Origin of the sequence: Klebsiella sp. YJ (assembly GCF_002108615.1) — a bacterium.
Lineage (GTDB): Bacteria > Pseudomonadota > Gammaproteobacteria > Enterobacterales > Enterobacteriaceae > Klebsiella > Klebsiella planticola.
The window spans coordinates 63,777-85,139 of record NZ_MTEG01000005.1; the positions used below are offsets into that span (position 1 = coordinate 63,777).

Annotated in this window: 16 protein-coding genes and 1 tRNA gene; 14 read left to right on the plus strand and 3 right to left on the minus strand. The window is 54.8% G+C overall.

The window, feature by feature from the left end; all coding sequences use genetic code 11:
• Positions 1–109 precede the first annotated feature (109 nt).
• From BV390_RS06200 to BV390_RS06245, 10 genes are all read left to right on the plus strand, one after another.
• Positions 110–1,318 (plus strand): hypothetical protein, encoded by a 1,209-nt coding sequence (locus BV390_RS06200; RefSeq protein WP_085396717.1) that lies wholly within the window; start codon positions 110–112, stop codon positions 1,316–1,318.
• Positions 1,315–4,797, plus strand: coding sequence for an ImcF-related family protein (locus BV390_RS06205; RefSeq protein WP_085396718.1), 3,483 nt, complete (start codon positions 1,315–1,317; stop codon positions 4,795–4,797). The genes BV390_RS06200 and BV390_RS06205 overlap by 4 nt, the downstream gene beginning before the upstream one ends.
• The gene (tssA, locus tag BV390_RS06210; RefSeq protein ID WP_085396719.1) at positions 4,797–6,398 is read left to right on the plus strand and encodes a type VI secretion system protein TssA; all 1,602 of its coding nucleotides are present in this window, start codon (positions 4,797–4,799) and stop codon (positions 6,396–6,398) included. Before BV390_RS06205 ends, tssA begins: the two co-directional genes overlap by 1 nt.
• Before the next feature lie 30 nt (positions 6,399–6,428).
• Entirely contained in the window at positions 6,429–7,493 is a 1,065-nt protein-coding gene (locus BV390_RS06215; RefSeq protein WP_085396720.1) for a polymorphic toxin type 44 domain-containing protein, read from the plus strand.
• Complete coding sequence (locus BV390_RS06220) at positions 7,490–7,966, plus strand: hypothetical protein (protein ID WP_085396721.1); 477 nt, start codon at positions 7,490–7,492, stop codon at positions 7,964–7,966. The genes BV390_RS06215 and BV390_RS06220 overlap by 4 nt, the downstream gene beginning before the upstream one ends.
• An 85-nt stretch (positions 7,967–8,051) precedes the next feature.
• Entirely contained in the window at positions 8,052–9,806 is a 1,755-nt protein-coding gene (gene tssF, locus BV390_RS06225) for a type VI secretion system baseplate subunit TssF (protein ID WP_085396722.1), read from the plus strand.
• Positions 9,770–10,855, plus strand: a complete 1,086-nt coding sequence (gene tssG / locus BV390_RS06230) for a type VI secretion system baseplate subunit TssG (RefSeq protein ID WP_085396723.1) — start codon at positions 9,770–9,772, stop codon at positions 10,853–10,855. The genes tssF and tssG overlap by 37 nt, the downstream gene beginning before the upstream one ends.
• Positions 10,833–11,378, plus strand: coding sequence for a type VI secretion system lipoprotein TssJ (gene tssJ / locus BV390_RS06235; RefSeq protein WP_064384679.1), 546 nt, complete (start codon positions 10,833–10,835; stop codon positions 11,376–11,378). The genes tssG and tssJ overlap by 23 nt, the downstream gene beginning before the upstream one ends.
• Entirely contained in the window at positions 11,378–11,833 is a 456-nt protein-coding gene (gene tssE, locus BV390_RS06240) for a type VI secretion system baseplate subunit TssE (protein WP_032695495.1), read from the plus strand. The genes tssJ and tssE overlap by 1 nt, the downstream gene beginning before the upstream one ends.
• An 82-nt stretch (positions 11,834–11,915) precedes the next feature.
• Positions 11,916–13,310, plus strand: coding sequence for a VasL domain-containing protein (locus BV390_RS06245; RefSeq protein WP_085396724.1), 1,395 nt, complete (start codon positions 11,916–11,918; stop codon positions 13,308–13,310).
• A gap of 279 nt (positions 13,311–13,589) precedes the next feature.
• Here BV390_RS06245 and BV390_RS06250 read toward each other — a convergent pair.
• Together BV390_RS06250 and BV390_RS06255 are read right to left on the minus strand one after the other, a co-directional pair.
• A tRNA-Arg gene (locus tag BV390_RS06250) sits at positions 13,590–13,661 on the minus strand.
• A 74-nt stretch (positions 13,662–13,735) separates the two neighbouring features.
• The gene (locus BV390_RS06255) at positions 13,736–14,641 is read right to left on the minus strand and encodes a formate/nitrite transporter family protein (RefSeq protein ID WP_032695493.1); all 906 of its coding nucleotides are present in this window, start codon (positions 14,639–14,641) and stop codon (positions 13,736–13,738) included.
• 268 nt (positions 14,642–14,909) lie between these two features.
• On the opposite strand from BV390_RS06255, the gene mlaA reads away from it, so the two are divergent.
• Positions 14,910–15,671: a phospholipid-binding lipoprotein MlaA gene (gene mlaA / locus BV390_RS06260; RefSeq protein ID WP_015583753.1), complete on the plus strand. Its 762-nt coding sequence runs from the start codon at positions 14,910–14,912 to the stop codon at positions 15,669–15,671.
• A 68-nt stretch (positions 15,672–15,739) separates the two neighbouring features.
• Here the strand turns inward: mlaA and fadL are convergent, their stop codons facing one another.
• Positions 15,740–17,062, minus strand: coding sequence for a long-chain fatty acid transporter FadL (gene fadL, locus BV390_RS06265; protein ID WP_032686613.1), 1,323 nt, complete (start codon positions 17,060–17,062; stop codon positions 15,740–15,742).
• Positions 17,063–17,433: 371 nt separating this feature from the next.
• Between fadL and BV390_RS06270 the strand changes: the two genes are divergently transcribed.
• The 3 genes from BV390_RS06270 (at position 17,434) to fadJ (ending at position 21,331) form a co-directional block, all read left to right on the plus strand.
• A complete protein-coding gene (locus tag BV390_RS06270) occupies positions 17,434–17,718 on the plus strand; it encodes a YfcZ/YiiS family protein (RefSeq protein ID WP_032686614.1) in 285 nt (94 codons plus the stop codon).
• A 158-nt stretch (positions 17,719–17,876) separates the two neighbouring features.
• Positions 17,877–19,187, plus strand: a complete 1,311-nt coding sequence (fadI, locus tag BV390_RS06275) for an acetyl-CoA C-acyltransferase FadI (RefSeq protein WP_032686615.1) — start codon at positions 17,877–17,879, stop codon at positions 19,185–19,187.
• On the plus strand, positions 19,187–21,331 hold the full coding sequence (gene fadJ, locus BV390_RS06280) for a fatty acid oxidation complex subunit alpha FadJ (RefSeq protein WP_085396725.1): 2,145 nt from the start codon (positions 19,187–19,189) through the stop codon (positions 21,329–21,331). Before fadI ends, fadJ begins: the two co-directional genes overlap by 1 nt.
• Positions 21,332–21,363 lie beyond the last annotated feature (32 nt).

The window sequence follows — 21,363 nt, forward strand, 5'->3', positions numbered from 1 at the left end:
GTTGTATATTTGAGCGTGAGTTTCGATAATGAGAAAAATATAACATGGTGAATTCTTGCCTCGTTTGCATATCAATCTAATTTAGCCATCCTGTAATATGAGAGAATTAATGTCATATACACTTAAACATTTTCCAGAATGCTATCCCAGACATAAACCTCTGAAATTTTCTCGTTGGCTTATTGCTCTGGTTGCCATGCTTTCAGTCAGAGTTATATTAATGCGTATATTTGGGCGTTATGTTGAAAACCTGTATTTTTGGAAGTTTGCTTTAGGTGTGCCTATTGTTTTGTGGAGTGTTCCGTTTGCTTCTTGTCTGCTTCTGTGGGCATTGCAGGATAGCAAAGCAAATGCTTTCGACAAACAACGGGAACAATGGATCCTTCGAGAAACCCGTAAGGCACGTCGTGCACTGCAGGTGCTGAATGCAACATTCATTACCGGCCACTCATCAGTTGCTCAGAAAGATACAGCTATTTCGATGAAAAATAACGATAGCATTATTGTTTCGCAGGTCGACCGGGATGGTAATGAAAGCTCCAGGATGAGCCAAATTTCTTCCAGCCCGCAGGACTCGCTAAAATTCGTGATAACGAATATTTTTTCGCAGTTGATTGCTGGTATTCCTTTTGCACACATCCCTGACAAAGTACCACTGGTAGTATTTTTTGATGTAACAACATCGCTGCCTCTGGAGAGTATTCGCCATTACTGGGATGAGGCCTGGCAAAAGAACAAAATTACTCTTCCTGTTGAATATGGTGAAGGGAGTGGGCTCAGTGTAATCGACCGCTGGTTGAATGAACGTATTAAAGATAAAGCAATGTTATTGATTGTGGGTCTCCAGTTAAAGCCTGCCGAATCTGACAACACAGCTGAAGCCGGTGTAGCACTGCTTCTTGGCAACCGCCTGACCCAGGAGTCACTCGAACCTCTCGCATTACTGCACCGGCCAGATGCTGCTCCAACAGGTGAACTGAGGGAGGGGATGAACATGGCCGCCTGGAACGTCCCGCTTAAAGAAAATATCGTGAAAAATTTATGGCTTGCCGGGATGACGGGTAAACAGCGGGCTGAAGTGATCGTGTGCCAGAATGCGCACCCTGCGCAGTCTGTAGAGGACGAAGCCGTCATTTCGCTCGATACATCCATGGGACATGCCGGTGCCGCGGCCCCCTGGCTGGCTATCGCTGCCGCCACTGAAATTGCCCGACAAACTCAGTTACCACAGATGATTATCTGCGGTGATACCACACAGAATGTGCTTTGGAGCACGCTCGTTACCCCGATTGCTTCCCGACAGGAGATGGATCCGTGAAGCTACCTTTAGCACCGAAGACTACGGAAGGCCGCTATCTTGCTGTTGCATTAATTTTCTTTTTACTGTTAGCCGTTATGACGTACATGGTCTGGAAGACCCCGGATATAGCCGGGATTGAAGACGGTAGTCAGCAGCAAATTTACTGGCTTATCGCCGGCGGATGTATTTCAGGCTGTGTCCTTATCGTATCAATGGTGCTTCTGGCGACGGTACGCAGTGCCGGTAAGCAGGAGTTTAATGCGCTTGTCGACCATACCAACGGTGATGATGAGAAAAAGAAACGGGAAAATGATAAAGCGCCTGTTCACCCTGCGGTGGCCATGTGCAACAAGATTCGGGGGCATCTCCGCTCCCGTATTGGCCTTTACTGGCGTCGTAAAACCCGTCTGTTGTTAATCACCGGCGATGAGGCGGCAATCGAACAACTGGTCCCCGGCCTGCAACAACAGCAGTGGCTGGAAGGCAGCCGTACCGTGCTGATTTACGGCGGCAGTCTGACTGCTGAGCCCGATCGCGAAAAATACACCGCGCTGCGCAAGCTGCGCCGCGGGCGCCCACTGGACGGCATTGTTCGCGTCATGCCGCAGTCGCTTAATCTGACCCCACAAATCAGCGACAGCGATTTACGCGGACTGGAAAAAATCAGCGAACTGTTGCGTTACTCTGCGCCGGTCTGGCTGTGGCAACTGTGCGACAGCGCCTGGTCGCAGACTACACGCCCTGAGCAGGCGGTCGGAGCCCGTTTCCCGCTGCGTGCTAAGCCTGACGATATTACCCGCCAGCTAGAACTGATGTTGCCGGTCCTGCGAACGCAGGGGGTGAGTCAGGTCGCTGAGAACAACGGTCACGACTTTCTGCTGCGCCTGGGCCAGCGTCTGAAAGACGGCGGTATCGCCCGCTGGGCTCAGCAACTGGTGCCATGGCTCTTCGACTCTCAGCAGCGCGTTCCACTGCGTGGCCTGATGTTCAGCCTGCCACGCGATAAAACCGCTGATACATCTGAGAGAGCAGCAGCACCAGTATCTGCCGATGCTGAAAAATATGTCCCGGAATCACAACGCCATGCGCTGACCCTGCCGGTGTCCTGGCAGGGTATCGTTGACGACTGCGCCCGCATACGTGGCCGCCGTGTCGGCATGGCGTGGGAACAGACGCTTGCCTGGACGCTGATGGCCATTATCGGTGTCTGGGGAGTGGGGACGCTGCTGTCGTTCGCTGTCAACCGCATGCAGATAGTTTCTGTTGCTGAGCAGGCTCATGCCCTGGTAGAGCATCCTTCCGTATCGGATTACCAACTGACGGCCTTGCATACTCTGCGTAATGACGCCGGTCGCCTGCTGCACCGTGTCCGGGAGGGAGCGCCCTGGTATCAGCGCTTTGGTCTCGACCACAACCCGCAGCTGCTGAACGCGATGCTGCCCTGGTACGGCGTGGTGAACAACCGACTGATTCGCGATCCGGCGAATGTCGCCCTGACGCAAAAGCTCAGCGCGCTGGCTAACTCAGCGCCGAACAGTGACCAGCGTGCGCAGCTGGCGAAACCGGGCTATGACCAGCTGAAAGCCTGGCTGATGATGGCCCGGCCAGATAAAGCCGACGGCGCGTTTTACGCGCAGACCATGAAAGTGGTGCAGCCGACGCGCATAGGCATCTCAACCGGGTTGTGGCAAAGCCTGTCACCGGATTTGTGGGCGTTCTACATCTCCGAACTGCCAAAGCAGCCGCAGTGGAAAATTACACCGAATACGCAATTGGTCAGCCAGAGCCGCCAGGTGCTGTTGCAGCAAATTGGGCACCGCAATGCCGAAAGCACGTTGTATGAAAGCATGCTCAAATCGGTACGCCGTAATTTCGCCGATGTGTCTCTGGAAGACATGACCAGCGGCACCGATGCTCGCCGCCTGTTCACCACCGAGGAGGTGGTGCCGGGCATGTTTACCCGCCAGGCATGGGAAGGGGGGATTCAGCAGGTCATCGAGAAAGCGGCCAGTTCGCGCCGCGATGAAATTGACTGGGTGCTGAGCGACAGTCGAAAAGCTGTCTCCTCAGACTTGTCGCCGGAAGCACTGAAAGCGCGTCTGACGCAACGTTACTTCACCGACTTTGCCGGCAGCTGGCTGAGCTTCCTGAATAGTCTGCGACTTAACCCGGCAAACAATATCGCTGACGTCACCGACCAACTGACGTTGATGAGTGATGTCCGTCAGTCACCGCTGATTGCCCTGATGAATACGCTGGCGTGGCAGGGGCAGACCGGCCAGCAAAGCGAAGGGCTTTCGGACTCCCTCATCAAATCGGCTAAAGACCTGGTGGGCGGGAAAGACAAACCGGTGATTGACCAGTCTGCGTCAGGCCCACAGGGGCCACTGGATGAAACCTTTGGCCCGCTGCTTCAGCTTCTGGGCAAAAACACCAGCAGCAATGTGATGTCGGCTGATAACTCACTGAGCCTGCAAACTTACCTGACTCGCATCACCCGCGTACGTCTCCGTCTGCAGCAGGTAGCCAGCGCCTCTGACCCGCAGGAGATGATGCAGACCCTGGCGCAGACGGTATTTCAGGGTAAAAGCGTTGACCTGACCGATACCCAACAATATGGCAGCCTGATTTCGGCAAGCCTTGGCGAGGAGTGGAGCGGCTTCGGTAACACGATGTTTGTGCAGCCGCTGACCCAGGCCTGGGAGACCGTACTGCAGCCGTCGGCAGCGAGCCTGAATGATAAGTGGAGCCGCTCGGTGGCGGCGAACTGGCACACCGCATTCGACGCACGCTTTCCGTTTGCCGCCAGCAAAAGTGACGCCTCGTTGCCGATGCTGGCTGAATTTGTGCGCAAGGACAGCGGACGAATTGATCGCTTCCTGACGACAGAGCTCAGCGGTGTGCTGCACAAGGAAGGCAGCCAGTGGGCACCGGATAAGGTCAACAGCCAGGGGCTGAGTTTTAACCCGGCCTTTCTGCGGGCCATTAACCAGCTTAGCCAGCTGTCAGACATTCTGTTCACCGATGGCAGTCAGGGCATCAGCTTCGAACTGCAGGCGCGTCCTGCATCGCAGGTGGTGGAAACCCAACTGACAATTGATGGACAAAAGTTGCATTACTTTAACCAGATGGCCGACTGGCAATCTTTCCGCTGGCCGGGAGAAACGTATAAGCCAGGCACGATGTTGACCTGGACCTCAACCAGCGCCGGTGCGCGCCTGTTTGGGGATTACAGCGGCACCTGGGGCTTTATTCGCTGGCTGGAGCAGGGCAAGCGCCAGCAGCTTGACCGTAGCCAGTGGATGATGAGCTTTACCGCCCCGGACGGTCGAATTCTGCAGTGGGTACTGCGCTCACAACTCGGAAAAGGTCCGCTGACGCTGCTGGATCTGCGCGGTTTCACGCTGCCGGATCAGATATTCAGTGTCGACAGCGCGGCCACCGCTCAGGCGCTGATGGACAACAGCGGAAACAGTGACATCGATGGGAGCGAATGATGAGCACTCTGCAGAATCTGGTTGCCGCCTGTCAGGCGGATAAAAACCTGCTGTCGCAACAGGCGCAGGTACGCACGGAAAGCTGGCATCCCTGGCTTGCCCCGGTCAGCGATACCAGTCCGACGGGAGAAGACCCGGGATATGACGAGGATTTTCAGCGTATCCGCGAAGAGGTCAACAAACTTTCCGGCATCAATACCGGGCTGATTTGCACGCTTGCTGAAAAGCTGCTGACTGGCACCGCTAAAGATATCCGGGTTGCCACCTATTACTGCTGGGCGCGCCTGCACCAGGACGGCGAAGCCGGTTTTGCCGAAGGGCTTGAGCTGCTGGCGGGGCTGTTGCAGCACTATGGGACGAAACTTCACCCTCAGCGGGAGCGGAGCCGTAAACCGGCGCTGGAGTGGCTCGCAGGCTCCCGTGTTCTCGATAGCCTGTCACTCTGGCCGGAAGTGGTGCGCGAGGATGCCCTGCGCACAGCCGGTGCGCTGCTGCTCATCCGCAACAGTCTGGATACCGGGCCGGAAGCGTCACGTCCGGAGATGAATGCCCTGTACAGCGCGCTGGAATCTCGCCTGATGAAGGCTGGTGGCGTGGATGCGGTGGTGCCGCAAAACGCCGGTAACAAGGGGCAGTCACAGACCTCCGCGCCTACGACCGAGCCTGACGCGCCGGTCCTGAGTCGCATCACGTCCGGTCAGGATTTACTGGCCCAGGCCCGAATCCTGACCGGATATTTGCGTGAACAACCCGATGGCTGGCTTGCGGCACATCGGCTAATGAAAAGCCTACGCCATGACACGCTGAGCGCTATTCCGGCACCGAATGCCGAAGGGAAAACGCGTATCGAACCGCCGCGGGCTGACCAGCGGGCCATGCTCAAGCGGTTGTACCTGCAGCAGAGCTGGCTGGAAATACTGGAGCAGGCGGACAGCACCTTCTCACGCGGCGCTAATCATCTCTGGCTGGATTTGCAGTGGTATATCCATCAGGCCCTGCTGAAGTCCGGGCAAGCAGTGCTGGCCGACATCATCACCGCCGACCTGAAAGGGCTGCTGCGCCGCCTCACCGGACTTGAAACGCTGGCCTTTAATGACGGTACGCCCTTTGCCGATGAGGTCACGCTGAACTGGATAAATCAGAACGTGCTGGACGATATATCCGGCTGGCGGGATGAACCGGTCAATGCCGCCAGAGGGGCTGACAACGACATTCTGGCACTTGAACCAGAAGCACTGGAGAAAGCTGACAGTGACGGACTGGATGCCACTCTTCACTGGCTGCAAACACGCCCGGGCACCGACGCCATAAAAGATAAATGGCTACTGCGCCTGCTGATGGCCCGCGTGGCCGAACAGAAAGGTAAGAATGAACTGGCCCTGCATCTGCTGAGGGAACTCGATAGCGCCGCGCAGTCCATCACCCTCACGCAGTGGACGCCGACACTGTTATTCGAAGTCAAATCGCGTCGCCTCAGACTGCTGCGCATGAAAGCCACACGCGGTGAAACCGATAAATCACGGTTACAGCCTGAGATGGACCAGCTTCTGGCCGGTCTCATTGCGCTCGACCCGGCAAGCAGCGTGGTGCTTTGCGGGTAGTTAGGACTGAATTCAGCTAAAGGGAAAAATATGGCAGCAGAAGGCTTTTATCTGGTGCAGGGCGACAAAACGACCTGCGGTGGGAAAATCACCACGGGCGCAGAGGATCACACTCTGTTTGATAAACCTGTAGCCCGGGAGCAGGACAGCGTGACCTGCGGTAAACATGCCGGGCTTTACAAGATAGCCGGCGGCATTGATAACGACACCATCCATGGCAGGCGAATGGCCGGCACGCTCGACAGCTACAGTACCTGTCCCTGTAAGGCAAAGTTTATCCCCTCGATGTGGGGTGATACGTATGAGAAGAGTGGAGGGAGTGCTAATTCTGCAGGGGGAACTTCACCGACAGTCACTGCACTGGCAAGCAATTCATCAGCAACGGCTCCACTGGCGGCGGCTCCCGAACTTAAGATTAAGCAGCATTGTCAACATACTGACGGAGCTGTGAAGGTTGCTGATTATATACTTAATGAAATTAAGACGAATGTCAGAGGCCAGATTGCAAAAACAATCCGTTATTTAATTGATGATGAGACCTTAAGGGAAAGGAAAGCTGAATGGGACAGACTGCCTTTTTACTCAAAAATGGCGCCTCCTCCTCAACCAGATTTACTTGCTGCAATGGCTGTCTGGTATCAGACCGTAAAAACGGGGTCTACCTGGGATCATAAACCGAAGATTCGCGACAGGTTTTCGTCGGTTGCAGTCGCACGCCCGTTGCCTAGAAAAGGAAAATCATCGAAGTCTTATTACCATAAGTTCAAACAACATGATTACTTTTATGATGTTTGGTCAAACATTCATTATGGTTATGTTGGACTTAGCGTTGGTTTTTCTGAGTCATTGCTTTTGAAAGGTTCCACCTGGGAACAAAACATGACACCTGGCGCAGTTGGAGATGATACGCTGGATGATGTTACAAGCATGAAGATAGGGTTTGCTCTTTATCATCAATATGGGAAATATGCAGAGAGTCTGACTGTAAATAATATACTGGATGCGCTAGAGAAAACACCTGATCAGTTACTCCCTCACTCAAGAGAAAAACATTGGTGCTGGAACACAGAAAACCCAGAAAAAATTGAGGAATGACGTTGAAAAAGAAAATAGCTCTGATTTGTATTGTGTTATTTCTGGGAGGGGTATTTCTTATCGCCCACGTCATCCCGATAAGACCTGTTGTTACTATTATCAATAACACAAGCAAACCTCTATTTGTATATGCTGGTGAAAGTGTGTATGACGTCGATCCTGAACCTGACGAAGTTGAACAAATAGTAAGGTCAAAACCTGATGTCATAGCATCTGGCAAAAAAATCGCATTCACCGCTTCATTCATGTCTCTGATTAGAAAAGATGCGGCAATTGATATCGGCTGGAGAATTGGCGGTCAGTATGAATATAATTCTAATGGTGGGGGCGGTAAGAATTTTATTCTTTCCTCAATGCATGGAGCATGTTCCGTGTCGATTGAAGTGAAAGATGGGTTTAATAATGAAACTCTTGAAAATGATTCAGGTGATTTGTGTTTTAAAAAAATCAAGGCATTCAAGTATAAATATTAATTAATGTCGCTGTAATTTTGGTTCTGTATATTTGGGCTCGGCAATTTCAGCGTTTAATAAATAAGAGAAAATCAATATAAAATATATGGACGACTTAACCCTGCGTTATTACGACGCCGAAATGCGCTACCTGCTGGAAGCTGGCGAAGAGTTTGCCCGTGCTCATCCCGAGCAGGCGGCAATGCTCAATCTCGATAAAGCGGGTGCGCGCGACCCGTACGTGGAACGCCTGTTCGAAGGCTTTGCCTTCCTGATGGGCCGGCTGCGCGAGAAACTCGATGACGATCTGCCGGAACTGACCGAAGGGCTGGTCAGCCTGCTTTGGCCACACTACCTGCGCACCATTCCGTCGATGTCGGTGGTGGAGTTCACCCCCGACTGGCGTGAAATGAAAGAGCAGATGCGCATTGTCAAAGGTTTCGAGGTGAACTCGCGGCCGATCGGTGAGAAGGGCACCCGCTGCCGCTATACGACAACGAAAGAGATCGCGCTTCAGCCGCTGTCGCTGGAGCACGCCCGCCTGTCGTCAGACCCTGACGGGCGCTCGGTCATCAGCCTGCGCTTTAACTGCAGCTATCTTGCTGACTGGCGTCGTGTCGATCTCAGCCAGATCCCGTTCTATTTTAACGCCGATGCACCGCTGGCCTGCGCCATGCATGAAGCCTTTACCATGAACACTGCGCGTCTCTGGTTGAGAATGCCAGGCGACGTGGACAGAAGACCGTTGGACGGATATTTCACCGCGTTGGGGTTTGGCGATGACGACGACCTGTGGCCGAGAGGGGGTAGCAGTTTTAGCGGTTACCAGCTGCTGCTGGAATATTTCACCTTCCGCGAGAAATTTATGTTCACCGGCCTGCGTGGGCTGGAGAGGGTGGAATTCCCGGCTGAGCTCCCCTGGTTTGAAATCGACGTGGTGCTGGCGGAACGCTGGGAGCATGACTTCAGCTTTACCGAAAAGCATCTGCGTCTGAACTGCGTGCCGGTGATTAACTTGTTCCCGCTGGAATCTGACCCGCTGACGCTCAATTCTCTGCAAACCGAATACATGCTGCGCCCGATGCGCGTGCAGGATGGCCATACTGAGATTTACGCAGTGGATTCGGTGATGTCTTCCAGCCAGCACTCTTACGTGCCGTTCTCGAGCTTTCGCCACAAGGGCGGAATGCTGCGACACGACGCGCCGGAGTATTTCTATCATACCCGCGTGCGCCGCGGCCCGTCCGGGCTACACAATACCTGGCTTATCCTCGGTGGCGAAGCGTTTGATAACCACACGGTGCCGGAAGATGAAAGCCTGTCGCTGACGCTCACCGGCACCAATGGTCAGTTGCCTCGCCGGGCGCTACAAAGCGCCGTGCTCGATACGGTGATGAAAACCACTTCGGCCAGTATCGCCGTGCGCAATCTGTGCGCGCCGACGCTACCCTGTTATCCGCCGGCGCAGGACCGTTTTCACTGGCGCGTGCTGAGCCACCTTGGCAGCGGTTTTCTCTCAATGATGGATAATGCTGACGTGCTGCGTGGCACTCTGGCGCTGTATGAGTGGACTGATAGTGAGATGAACCGCCTACGTCTGGAAGCCATCATCGATGTGAAGCACGGTGAAGCTCAACGCTTCGAACAGGGCTATCTGGTGCGCGGCGTGCAGATTGAGGTGACGTTGGATAGTCACGGCTTTGCCGGACGCGGTGACATCTGCCTGTTCGGCGAGATGTTGAGCCGCTTCTTTGCGCTTTACACCGACATCTATCTGTTTAACCGCCTGATTATCATTCTACAACCGACCGGAGAGCGCCTGGAATGGCAAGAGAAGCACAACCGCCGCATTCCCGGCTGACCCCGCGGCTGGAGGCCGATCTTCACCGCATTAACTTTTATCGTTTTTGTCAGTTGCTGGAGAAACGTAATCCGCACAGGCCGCTGATGGGCTCGACCAGCCACCCTGTGGATGATCCGGTCCGCTTTGCCCCGCATCCGGGGATGGGGTTTCCGGCCAGTGAGCTGAAAGCCGTTGAATATGATGAGGATAATGACAGCAAACCGCCGGTTATCCGCGCCACATTTATGGGGATGTATGGCGTGGATTCCCCCTTGCCGACCGCCTATCTTGATGACATCACCCAGCGCCGGGAAGGGCATGAGGCGCTGCAGGGCTTTCTGGATATTTTCAGCCACCGCATCCTGACGCAGTTTTATCGCATCTGGCGTAAATACTCTTACCCCGCCACGTTTGAGCCAGGGGGGACCGACAACATTTCGCAGTCACTGCTGGGCCTGGTGGGACTGGGTATTCCCGGCACGGCGAACCACATTGCCACACCGGTATCCCGATTTCTGGCGCTGCTGGGGGTGCTGCGCCAGCCTGGTAAAACCCAGGAGGGGATGCAGGCGCTGGTGACCCTGCTGGCCCCGGAGACCACCGTCAGGGTCAGCCCGTATTGCCTGCGGCCGGTGGAAGTCAGCCGGCCACTGGGCTTTTACGGCGATGATGATTTTCTGCTGGACGGCAACACCCCCCTGGGTGACGAAGCGATGGATGCGGGCAGCCAACTGCTGGTTGCGCTCACGACGGATAACGAGCAGGAGGCGCAGGGCTGGAAACCGGATGGTCTGCTGTACCACGATTTCCTGGTGATGCTGCGTGTTTATCTCGGCTGGCGCTTTAAGGCAAAAATCACCTTCACCACCCGGACCCGTCTGTTGGCCGCTCCGCCGCTCGGCGACGGTCCTTTCTGGCTCGGCATGAACGGCGTACTGGGCATGGAAGGCGATGACCTCCCGGAGGATCTCCCTCAGACCTTTACGACAGAACTGGGTGACTACACCGGGCTGGAGCCTGCGACACCACAACAAGGAAACCGACGTGTTACGTACAAATTTAACTAAAACAGCGCGCTGGCTGTTGCCCCTGCTGGCATTCAGTCTGGCGGGTTGTGGGGTGACCCAGGGCATCACCGATGGCACCAAATCGGCGTTTAACGCCGTGTTCTACAAAAATATTAAGGTGCTGCACCTGGATTTCACCGCCCGTGAAGCGCTGAACACCGACTCCCGCGAGAGTAACTCGCTGTCTGAGCCAGTGGTGGTCCGTGTCTACCAACTGAAAGACCGCAAAACCTTCGACAAAACGGTTTACCAGCAATTGCTCCAGGATGGGGATAGCATTCTGAAAGCTGACCTGTTGGCGAGCCGTGATGTGGTGGTGAAGCCGGGCGGAGATGCGAGCCTCAACATGCCAATGGAAGCCGGTGCGCAGTTTGTGGCAGTGGCGGGACTGTTTCGTCACCCGGATATGGTTAACAATACCTGGAAGCGGGTGATTCAGCGTGAAGACCTCGATCCGGATAAGCCGCGCATTCTGGAAGCCGGTAACAATCATCTGACGCTGCAACCGCTCAAGGACGACTAATGCCCCGGGAACATCGCACGCCTTCGCTGTATGAAATGCTCACCGGTCATTTTACCGGTGGCCTTGCTGTCAATCAGGTCAGTGAAGAAAATCAGGTCATCCTGTCTGTGCTGGACAACATGCTGCGGGTTCTCAACTGCCGTGCCGGGACGCTGGCGCACCTGCCGGATTACGGGCTGCCGGATATGACCAGAATCCTGCAAGGGATGCCGGGTAGCGCCCATGAGCTGATGGCGACATTGTCTGCGGTTCTGCTGAAATATGAGCCGCGCCTGAAAAAAATAACCGTTGTCCTGGAGAAACAGGAAATTCCAGGTGAACTGCACTATGCCATTGACGCTGAACTCAACGGTGTTGGCCTGGTGCGCTACGGCACCGAGTTTATGCCCGAAGGGCGGGTCCTGCTGCGACACCTGAAGCAACGGCAGTATCTCGACACGACAACCCGCATGTAAGGCCGGATAGCACCATATCAGTCATATCTCCGGGCCTCAAAAATCCTCCATAGTTTCAGACACGTCAGATGGATATCTGGTCATGAATGACATTACCCCACATAAAATTAAAACCGGCGGCGATCCGCGTACCCTGCCGGATTATGCAGCCCTACGTGATGAATTGAGTAAGCTGACCCATCCGGCGCGCCCGGATGTGAACTGGCAATATGCCGAAAAGCTCTGCCTTTCATTATTTGAACAAAACGGTGTTGAACTGCAGACGGCTGCCTGGTATACGCTTGCGCGGACGCATCTGGCCGGATTGTCTGGTTTAAATGAAGGGCTGGCAATCCTGGAGGCCCTGATAAGCCATCAGTGGGGCGCGCTCTGGCCTCAACCAGTACATGCCCGCATCGAAATCCTTAGTGGTCTGAGTCAGCGTCTGCAGCAACGGATGCGCACGCTCCTGCCGAATTACAGCGACCTCTGCCAGCTATATCGGGCAGAGCAGTTGCTTACCGCTCTCTGCGTCGTGTTACAGCGCCTGGAACTTAAACACCTGAGTCAGTTTGCTGCCTTGCGTACGCTGATGCACAACAATGCCGCCCGGCTGGAAAACGGTGATGACACCTCCGGTTGTGCTGGGGCGAGCATCGAGACGGGGATCGGGCTGCCTGCCACGGTAATGAATGGTTCAGGGGGAGCAATGAGCGCTCCAGCTGGTGGTCCGCCGGAAGGGAGTCGCGCGGCGGATAGTACAGCGAAGCGGGTGTATGTCGCGCAAGCAGAACACCAGGCGAATATCGGAATACAGGTGGCAATGCCCGCGCCGGTAAACAAAACGAAATCCTTTGTCGCCGGGATGTGCACCATGCTGGTGGTAAGCGTGGCGACGGCGTGGGGTTGGCATACCTTACTGCGGTCTGAGCCACTCCAGACTCAGCTCGCCGCCTCGCTTGCGCCGTTACCTGCAACGCTCACACCTGCACAGCTGGATGTGTTGCGCCAGCGATCCTCGTTATCACCTGCGGTTATCACACAAACGCAGCAGCAGCTTGCCCGACTGGACAAGCTTCCCCCTGACTGGAATATCGCCTGGAGCAGGCAGCTTCTGGAACAGGCTCAGACGCTTTGGCCGGAGCAGGCTAAATCTCTGGCACAACAGTGGCAGCAACAGCTTACTGCTGCCTCATTGCCGGCAGAAAATCTCAATGGCTGGTATCAGGGAATGACGACGCTACAAAAACTGAGCGACAGGCTGAACCGGCTTGATGAGCAGAAGGGGAAATACATGACGGTCAGTGAGCTGAAATCAGTGGTCTTTTCCGCCATGCAGTCCTTTAATCAAGCTATACCCGCTGAAGAGCAATTGCGGGCATTATCACAAACGCCTGCCGGCAAACCTTTACCGGTTGCTGACAGGACTCAACTGGAGATGCATCTGAAGCAATTGGCTGTCCGTTATGCTGAAATAAAACAGAAGGCATCAGAATAAAACTTATATTATTCATTATGTTAATTCTATTGGCGTGCCAGATAGCCTGTCGGCTTTTTTACTCTTTCCTGACAATCGCTTTCCCTCTATTCCGCCATCCACCGTCCGACGGTTTGCAAGTCTGTAAGCGTGAGCAAGAGATATTTCATGCGCGGGCACGTTGAGCCGTTATGTTGACCATGAGATAGAGTCCGTTGCTGTCGAACAGGCGTTTTATCGAATAGTGGGTACGTAAGGGATTGAACGAACTGTGTCGGAGTGTGGCGAGCGGCTAAGAAGTGTCCCCTGCAGGAATCGAACCTGCAACTAGCCCTTAGGAGGGGCTCGTTATATCCATTTAACTAAGGGGACGAAGCGGCGGGAGTATAGCGTTTTTTTCCTTGTTCGTTAAGCATCTATGGGTTGAATGCTTAAACTCTCGCCACTTAAGGGTGTTTTTTCGCCTTGAGCCGCTCCTTTTTGTCGTTGCTCATGTCGTTGCGAATCTGCGCATGGCTGAGCAGCGCAAAAATAAAAGTGCCGCCGCAAATGTTGCCAGCCAGCGTCGGCAGCGCGAAAGGCCAGATGAAGTCTTGCCAGGGCAGTGAGCCGTTGAAGACCAGGTAAAAAATCTCAACGCTGCCGACAACGATATGGGTGGTATCGGCGAGCGCAATCAGCCAGGTCATCATGATGATCACCACGATTTTTGCCGCGCCGGCGGCGGGAAACATCCACACCATGGTCGCCACCAGCCAGCCGGAAATAATCGCATTGGCGAACATTTCAGACGGCGTATTTTCCATGACCTTTAAACTGATCTCCTGAAACGCGCCGCGGGTGGCATCGTCAAAAATCGGCATCATATTAAAGGCCCATGCCGCAATTGCCGTACCGACCAGGTTACCAATAAGCACCACGCCCCAGAGCCGTAGCAGGAGGCCGATATTCCCGGGCGTCGGCTTATGCATGATGGGTAATACCGCGGTGACGGTATTCTCGGTAAACAGCTGCTGGCGAGCCATGATGACAATAACAAACCCGAAGGTATAACCCAGATTCTCCACTAAATAACCACCGGGAAGTTCGCCCAGGTGAACATGGAAAATCCCTTTCGCCACCATCGAGGCCCCCATCGACAGACCAGCGGCTACCGCTGACCACAGAAGTGCAAGGGCATCGCGCTCCAGCTCTTTTTCCCCCTCCTGACGGATCTCTTCATGGGTGGCCATTGCACGCGAGGGCAGGCGTTTCTCGTTGACCTCAATCGGTTCGCCATCCTGTTTTTCATCGCTTTCAACCTCCACCTCTTCGCTATGAGGGCGCTCGTGAGGTTTGGGATCTGTCGTCATGGCATTTCCTCCTGCGTTTTTTCATTCTCATAAGCGTAGAGATGTTTCACCCGACTGGCCCGGGATAACCTCCTAAATTTTTGCTGATGGCAAGAATAGCAATACGAATATTGCAAAATATGTATAGAATCAGGGCGCAACAATTATGCCAAAGAAGGCTATGCTGAAAGCAGGCACCAGATTGCAATTTGCTTCGGGTGGTATCGTCATGGAGGCAGTGGTCCCCGGATAGCCCACCGCAATAGCCAAAATTAACAGGGAGACACCTATGAATTTTCGCCTGTCGGCGCTTGCGCTTGGCGCCACATTGCTGGTGGGATGTGCCAGTTCCAGCTCTGGCGATCTGCCGCAGGGGCGTTCAGACCCGCTTGAAGGGTTTAACCGTACGATGTTCGACTTCAACTTTAACGTGGTGGATCCGTACGTGCTGCGTCCGGTTGCCGTTGCCTGGCGTGATTATGTCCCGCAGCCGGCGCGCAATGGGCTGAGTAACTTCACCAGCAACCTTGAAGAACCGGCGGTGATGGCGAACTACTTCCTGCAGGGCGATCCCTATAAAGGTATGGTGCACTTTACCCGCTTCTTCCTTAATACCCTTCTCGGGATGGGCGGCTTGATTGATGTCGCCGGGATGGCGAACCCGAAACTGCAGCGTGTTGAACCGCATCGCTTTGGTAGCACCCTGGGTCATTATGGCGTGGGTTACGGCCCTTACGTACAACTGCCGTTCTATGGCAGCTTTACGCTGCGTGATGAAGGCGGTGATATGGCTGATGGTCTTTATCCGGTCCTTTCCTGGCTGACCTGGCCGATGTCTATCGGTAAGTGGGCGGTTGAAGGGGTTGAGACCCGTGCTCAGTTGCTGGATTCCGACGGCCTGCTGCGCCAGTCTTCCGACCCGTATATCATGGTTCGCGAAGCCTACTTCCAGCGTCATGACTTTATTGCCAACGGCGGTAAACTTACGCCGGTCGAGAACCCTAACGCTCAGGCGATTCAGGGCGATCTGAAAGATATCGACTCGCAGTAAACACGAGTAAATATGACAATAAAAAAGGGTGAACTCGCGTTCACCCTTTTTTTATGCTGCCAGACCGATCAGAAGCGGTAGTTGAAGTTCGCGCCGTACAGCCAGGCGGTACCTTCAGAGCGGAAGGTATAAGGACCTTCTTTAATTTCTACGTGCTGACCGTGCATGTATGAAACACCCACGTCAACCGAAGCATCTTTGTTGAAGGCATAGGTGGTACCTGCGCTCAGCCACAGACGATCCTGATCCGGGATGGAGATAGAACGGGTGCTTGCAGGGACCGGGCTATCATCAAAGGCGATACCGGTACGGAAGGTCCAGTTATCGTCATAGTAATAGGTGGTACCCAGAGCAATACGGTAGGCGTCTTTAAAGCTTTCATCTTTATAGAACAGCGTCTCACCGTTGCTACCCGTTGCTTTCAGCTCCTGGAACTGACTCCAGCTGGTGTAGGTCAGGCTATAGTGGACCGCCCACTGCGGTGCAACGCGGTTATAGCCGGACAGCTCCCACATTTCAGGCAGGTTCAGCGTCAGAGAACCATCGGTAGTTTGACCGTTGGTGCCCGCCGGAAGCCCGAAGTTACCGAGGATCTGGTTGTACGCGGAAGGTAAGCTGCTTTTGTAATTACCGTCAAAGTCGATTTTCACTTCAGAACGATAGGTGAAGCCATAGCGGTTATTCTTATCCAGTTCATAAAGAATACCGGCGTTCCAGCCAAAGCCCCACGCGTTACCGTTGAGGTGAGCAATTTGCGTATCGGCAGGAATTTTCGATACCGGGCCGGCCAGCTGCGGCGGCAGTGCGCCAGAGCCCGCAACGATTTGCCCCAAATCGCCTGCATAGCGCTCAATCTTCGCTTTCGCATACACCGCATCAAACCCTAAGCCAAAGCTCCAGTGGCTGTCCAGGCGATAGGCGCCGCTCAGGTTGAAGTTGGCGGTGGTCAGGTCCGTTTTTCCGCCCATGCTGCCGGCGGCATAATCATCGGCGTACTCGGTCGCCAGACCATAGTTAGAGGTGATAGAGGCCCCCCAACCAAATTGATCGTTAATCGGCGATACAAAGTGGAAGTTAGGCACCCATGCGGTTGGCGCAATATTATCGGCGTTCAGGCTTTTGCCTGTTGGAGACTGGCCGGAAATATTGACGTTAGGGTCGACAAAGACCGCGCCCGCAGACATCGTCGGGCGATCGAACATCATAATCAATGCTGGGTTACGGCTGGCATTGCCCGCGTCGTCAGCAATTGCACCTTCACCGGAATAGGCGCGGCCCAGACCTGATGAAGAGAATTCATTTAACTGAAAGCCTGCTGACCAGGCCTGTGTTGAAACAAGTGCTACAGCCACTGCGAGGGCAGATTGGGTAAAGCGGGTTTTCTGGCTCATGCCCATAACCTCATTGAGTTATTTTTATTTAAACTATGTTACATGCCGTAACAGAAGCGCGAAGTGTAGGGTCTGCTTTACGACAGAGAAATCAGACCAGTGCGCTGAGTATAGGTCTGACCAGATGAGATGTTGCAAGTTTGTTTATGAGATTTTTCAGTTGTGATACGAAAAAAGCGATCCAGTTAGCAAAATTGGCCTCGTTCGCATTATCTAAACAGGGCATTTTTTGTTTTGGATCATTTTTAAGTGTGATTTCGGTCACTTAGGACTTTTGTCGCCATTAACGACTGGAGGCCGGGAGGCGCCGCGCGTAAAATAACCTCATTATTTGTCTGGCACCTTGAGTGCATATACAGAGGAAATCTACGATGAGTAAATGTAGTGCTGATGAAACCCCGGTTTGCTGCTGTATGGATGTTGGCACCATTATGGACAACACCGATTGCACCGCCTCTTACAGCCGGGTTTTTGCCAATCGCGCCGAAGCGGAACAAACTCTCGCCGCATTGACTGAGAAAGCACGGGGTGTGGAATCTGAACCGTGCAAAATTACCCCGACTTTTACCGACGTTGAAGGCGGAGTGCAGATGGATATCGATTTTGTCTTCTGCTGTGAAGCCGAAACGCTGATTTTCCAGCTTGGTCTGCGTTAATTTCTCCTCAACGCCCCTCCCGTCAGGGGCGTTATCTCCTGCTTTGTATGTGTTTTGGCTCCCACTTTTTCTCTTCGCCGATTGGCTTAATGTAAAAAATTAGTTAAAACTGTTATCAGGTCAGACCACTTGGTTTTATCGGTTAACAGGGGAAAGTCATGAGTCAGCCATTACCGCTTGTCACCCGTCAAGGCGATCGCATTGCCATTGTCAGCGGTTTACGTACGCCGTTTGCCCGCCAGGCCACGGTATTTCACGGTGTTCCCGCCGTTGATTTGGGAAAAATGGTTATCAGCGAAATGCTGGCTCGTAGCGATATTCCCCCGGAAATGATTGAGCAGCTGGTATTTGGCCAGGTGGTGCAGATGCCCGAAGCGCCAAATATTGCGCGCGAAATTGTGCTTGGCACCGGCATGAGCGTACACACCGATGCCTACAGCGTAAGTCGCGCCTGCGCCACCAGTTTTCAGGCGGTTGCCAACGTCGCGGAGAGCCTGATGGCGGGAACGATCCGCGCAGGTATTGCCGGCGGCGCCGACTCTTCATCCGTTCTGCCGATCGGCGTCAGTAAAAAGCTGGCCCGTACGCTGGTGGATGCCAATAAAGCGCGCACTCTCGGGCAGCGTCTGAAGCTCTTCTCCCGTTTACGCCTTCGCGATCTTTTACCGGTACCGCCTGCGGTGGCCGAGTATTCGACCGGGCTGCGGATGGGGGATACCGCAGAGCAAATGGCAAAAACATGGGGTATCACCCGCGAACAGCAGGACGCGCTGGCGCACCGTTCGCACCAGCTGGCGGCGAAAGCCTGGGAAGAGGGGAAACTGGCCTCTGAGGTGATGACCGCGTATGTGCCGCCGTTCCGTGAACCGCTGGAAAACGACAACAATATTCGTAAAAATTCAACCCTGGCTGATTACCAAAAGTTACGTCCGGCTTTTGACCGCAAGCATGGCACGGTCACTGCGGCAAACAGTACGCCGCTAACCGACGGTGCCGCGGCGGTGATCATGATGACCGAGTCTCAGGCCAAAGCGCTGGGCTTAACCCCGCTTGGCTACCTGCGCAGCTATGCCTTTACCGCCATCGATGTCCGCCAGGATATGCTGCTGGGGCCGGCGTGGTCAACGCCGCTGGCTCTGGAAAGGGCGGGACTGAGCCTGGCTGATTTAACGCTTATCGATATGCATGAGGCTTTTGCCGCGCAGACGCTGGCGAATCTTCAGTGCCTGGCCAGCGACCGCTTTGCCCGCGAGGTGCTTGGACGCTCGCAGGCGACCGGGGAAGTCGACGAAAGTAAATTCAATGTCCTCGGTGGTTCAATTGCTTACGGGCATCCTTTTGCTGCCACCGGCGCGAGGATGATTACCCAGACGCTGCATGAGCTGCGGCGCAGGGGGGGCGGATTTGGCCTGGTTACCGCCTGTGCGGCGGGTGGACTCGGCGCGGCGATGATTCTGGAGGTGGAATAATGGACATGGCATCGGCATTTACCCTCGATATTCGCCCGGATAACGTCGGCGTCATCACTATCGATTCGCCCGGTGAAAAGATGAATACCCTGAAGGCCGAATTTGGCCAGCAGGTGCGGGCGATCGTTCGCCAGATTCGTGATAATAAATCTCTGCGCGGCGTCGTGCTGATTTCCGCAAAACCGGACAATTTTATCGCCGGCGCGGATATCAATATGATTGCCCGCTGCGCCAGCGCTCAGGAAGCGGAAGCGCTCGCCCGCCAGGGGCAACAAATTATGGCGGAGATCCATGGGTTAGCGATTCCGGTGATCGCCGCCATCCACGGCGCCTGCCTGGGCGGCGGCCTTGAGCTGGCGCTGGCCTGCCATGGACGGGTATGCAGCGATGACGAGAAAACGCGTCTGGGTCTGCCTGAGGTCCAGCTGGGGCTGCTGCCTGGCTCCGGCGGCACTCAGAGATTACCCCGCCTGATCGGTGTCAGCAGCGCCCTGGAGATGATTCTGACCGGCAAGCAGCTTCGCGCGCGTCAGGCGTTAAAAGCGGGCCTGGTGGATGAGGTGGTTCCGCAATCGATTCTGCTGCAGACGGCGGTTGAGCTGGCGCTGAAAGGACGGCCGGCGAGCCGCAGTATGCCGATCCGCGAACGGGTGCTTGCCGGACCGCTGGGCCGTAATCTGCTGTTTCGGCTGGTGGGGAAAAAGACCCGACAGAAAACCCAGGGCAACTATCCTGCCGCCGAGCGCATTCTGCAGGTGATTGAAAATGGATTAGCTCACGGCTGTAGCAGCGGCTATGCCGAGGAAGCGCGTGCCTTCGGTGAGCTGGCGATGACTGCGCAGTCTCAGGCATTGCGATCGATATTCTTTGCCAGCACGGATTTGAAGAAAGATCGCGGCGCCGATGCGCAGGCCGGGCCACTGAATCGCATCGGCATTCTCGGTGGCGGTCTGATGGGCGGCGGGATTGCGTATGTTACCGCCTGCAAAGGCGGGCTTGCGGTGCGTATCAAAGATATTCAGGCACGGGGAATTAACCATGCGCTGAAATACAGCTGGGAACTGCTGGACAAGCAGGTGCGTCGCCGCTATCTGCGCGCCAGCGAACGGGATCGTCAGCTGGCGCTGATTTCCGGCACCACGGATTATCAGGGCTTCGCCCATTGCGATGTGGTTGTCGAGGCTGTCTTCGAGGATTTAGCTCTTAAACAGCGGATGGTGGCTGAGATCGAAGCACACTGCAGCCCGCAGACGATCTTTGCCTCCAATACCTCTTCGCTGCCCATCGGCGACATTGCGGCGCAGGCCAGCCGACCGGGGCAGGTGATTGGCCTGCATTTCTTCAGCCCGGTCGAGAAAATGCCGCTGGTTGAAGTGATCCCCCATCAGCATACCGATCCGCAGACGATTGCGACGGTAGTCAAGCTGGCCAAAATGCAGGGCAAAACGCCGATCGTTGTGGCTGATAAAGCGGGTTTCTACGTCAACCGTATTCTGGCGCCCTACATCAACGAAGCGATGCGCTTACTCATGGAAGGTGAGCCCATTGATCATATCGATAAGTCATTGGTGAAATTCGGCTTTCCGGTGGGGCCGATTCAGCTGCTGGATGAGGTCGGAATTGATACCGGGACCAAAATTCTGCCGGTTCTGGAAGCCGCGTGGGGAGAACGTTTTAGCCCGCCTGCAAACATCATTGATGCGATCTTGAATGACGATCGCAAAGGGAGAAAAAATAACCGCGGTTTCTATCTTTATGAGCCAAAAGGGCGTACAAGCAAAAAACGACCCGATGCTGCGGTCTATTCGCTGCTGGGCGTTTCTGCTCCGCAGGCGCGCTTATCCGCCCGGCAGATAGCTGAGCGTTGCGTCATGATGATGCTTAACGAAGCCGCGCGCTGCTTCGATGAGCAGGTCATCCGCGGTGCCCGCGATGGCGACATTGGCGCGGTGTTCGGTATTGGCTTCCCGCCGTTTCTTGGCGGCCCGTTCCGTTATATGGATCAACTCGGGGCGAGTGAAGTTGTTGCCATCTTGCAACGTCTGGCCGCTCAGTACGGCCCACGGTTTACCCCATGCGAAAATTTATTGCGCATGGCCGGGCAGGGGGCAACCTTTTGGCCCGCTGCTGAACGGACGACCTAAGTTCTGGTCAAAGAAGATAAATCCGGCGATGA

What these genes read in the sequence shown, in the direction of transcription:
- BV390_RS06200 (WP_085396717.1), top strand. Translation starts at nt 110, where the DNA reads ATGTCATATACACTTAAACATTTTCCAGAATGCTATCCCAGACATAAA.
- tssA (WP_085396719.1), top strand. Translation starts at nt 4,797, where the DNA reads ATGAGCACTCTGCAGAATCTGGTTGCCGCCTGTCAGGCGGATAAAAAC.
- BV390_RS06215 (WP_085396720.1), top strand. Translation starts at nt 6,429, where the DNA reads ATGGCAGCAGAAGGCTTTTATCTGGTGCAGGGCGACAAAACGACCTGC.
- BV390_RS06220 (WP_085396721.1), top strand. Translation starts at nt 7,490, where the DNA reads ATGACGTTGAAAAAGAAAATAGCTCTGATTTGTATTGTGTTATTTCTG.
- tssF (WP_085396722.1), top strand. Translation starts at nt 8,052, where the DNA reads ATGGACGACTTAACCCTGCGTTATTACGACGCCGAAATGCGCTACCTG.
- tssG (WP_085396723.1), top strand. Translation starts at nt 9,770, where the DNA reads ATGGCAAGAGAAGCACAACCGCCGCATTCCCGGCTGACCCCGCGGCTG.
- tssE (WP_032695495.1), top strand. Translation starts at nt 11,378, where the DNA reads ATGCCCCGGGAACATCGCACGCCTTCGCTGTATGAAATGCTCACCGGT.
- BV390_RS06245 (WP_085396724.1), top strand. Translation starts at nt 11,916, where the DNA reads ATGAATGACATTACCCCACATAAAATTAAAACCGGCGGCGATCCGCGT.
- BV390_RS06255 (WP_032695493.1), bottom strand. Translation starts at nt 14,641, where the DNA reads ATGACGACAGATCCCAAACCTCACGAGCGCCCTCATAGCGAAGAGGTG.
- mlaA (WP_015583753.1), top strand. Translation starts at nt 14,910, where the DNA reads ATGAATTTTCGCCTGTCGGCGCTTGCGCTTGGCGCCACATTGCTGGTG.
- fadL (WP_032686613.1), bottom strand. Translation starts at nt 17,062, where the DNA reads ATGAGCCAGAAAACCCGCTTTACCCAATCTGCCCTCGCAGTGGCTGTA.
- BV390_RS06270 (WP_032686614.1), top strand. Translation starts at nt 17,434, where the DNA reads ATGAGTAAATGTAGTGCTGATGAAACCCCGGTTTGCTGCTGTATGGAT.
- fadI (WP_032686615.1), top strand. Translation starts at nt 17,877, where the DNA reads ATGAGTCAGCCATTACCGCTTGTCACCCGTCAAGGCGATCGCATTGCC.
- fadJ (WP_085396725.1), top strand. Translation starts at nt 19,187, where the DNA reads ATGGACATGGCATCGGCATTTACCCTCGATATTCGCCCGGATAACGTC.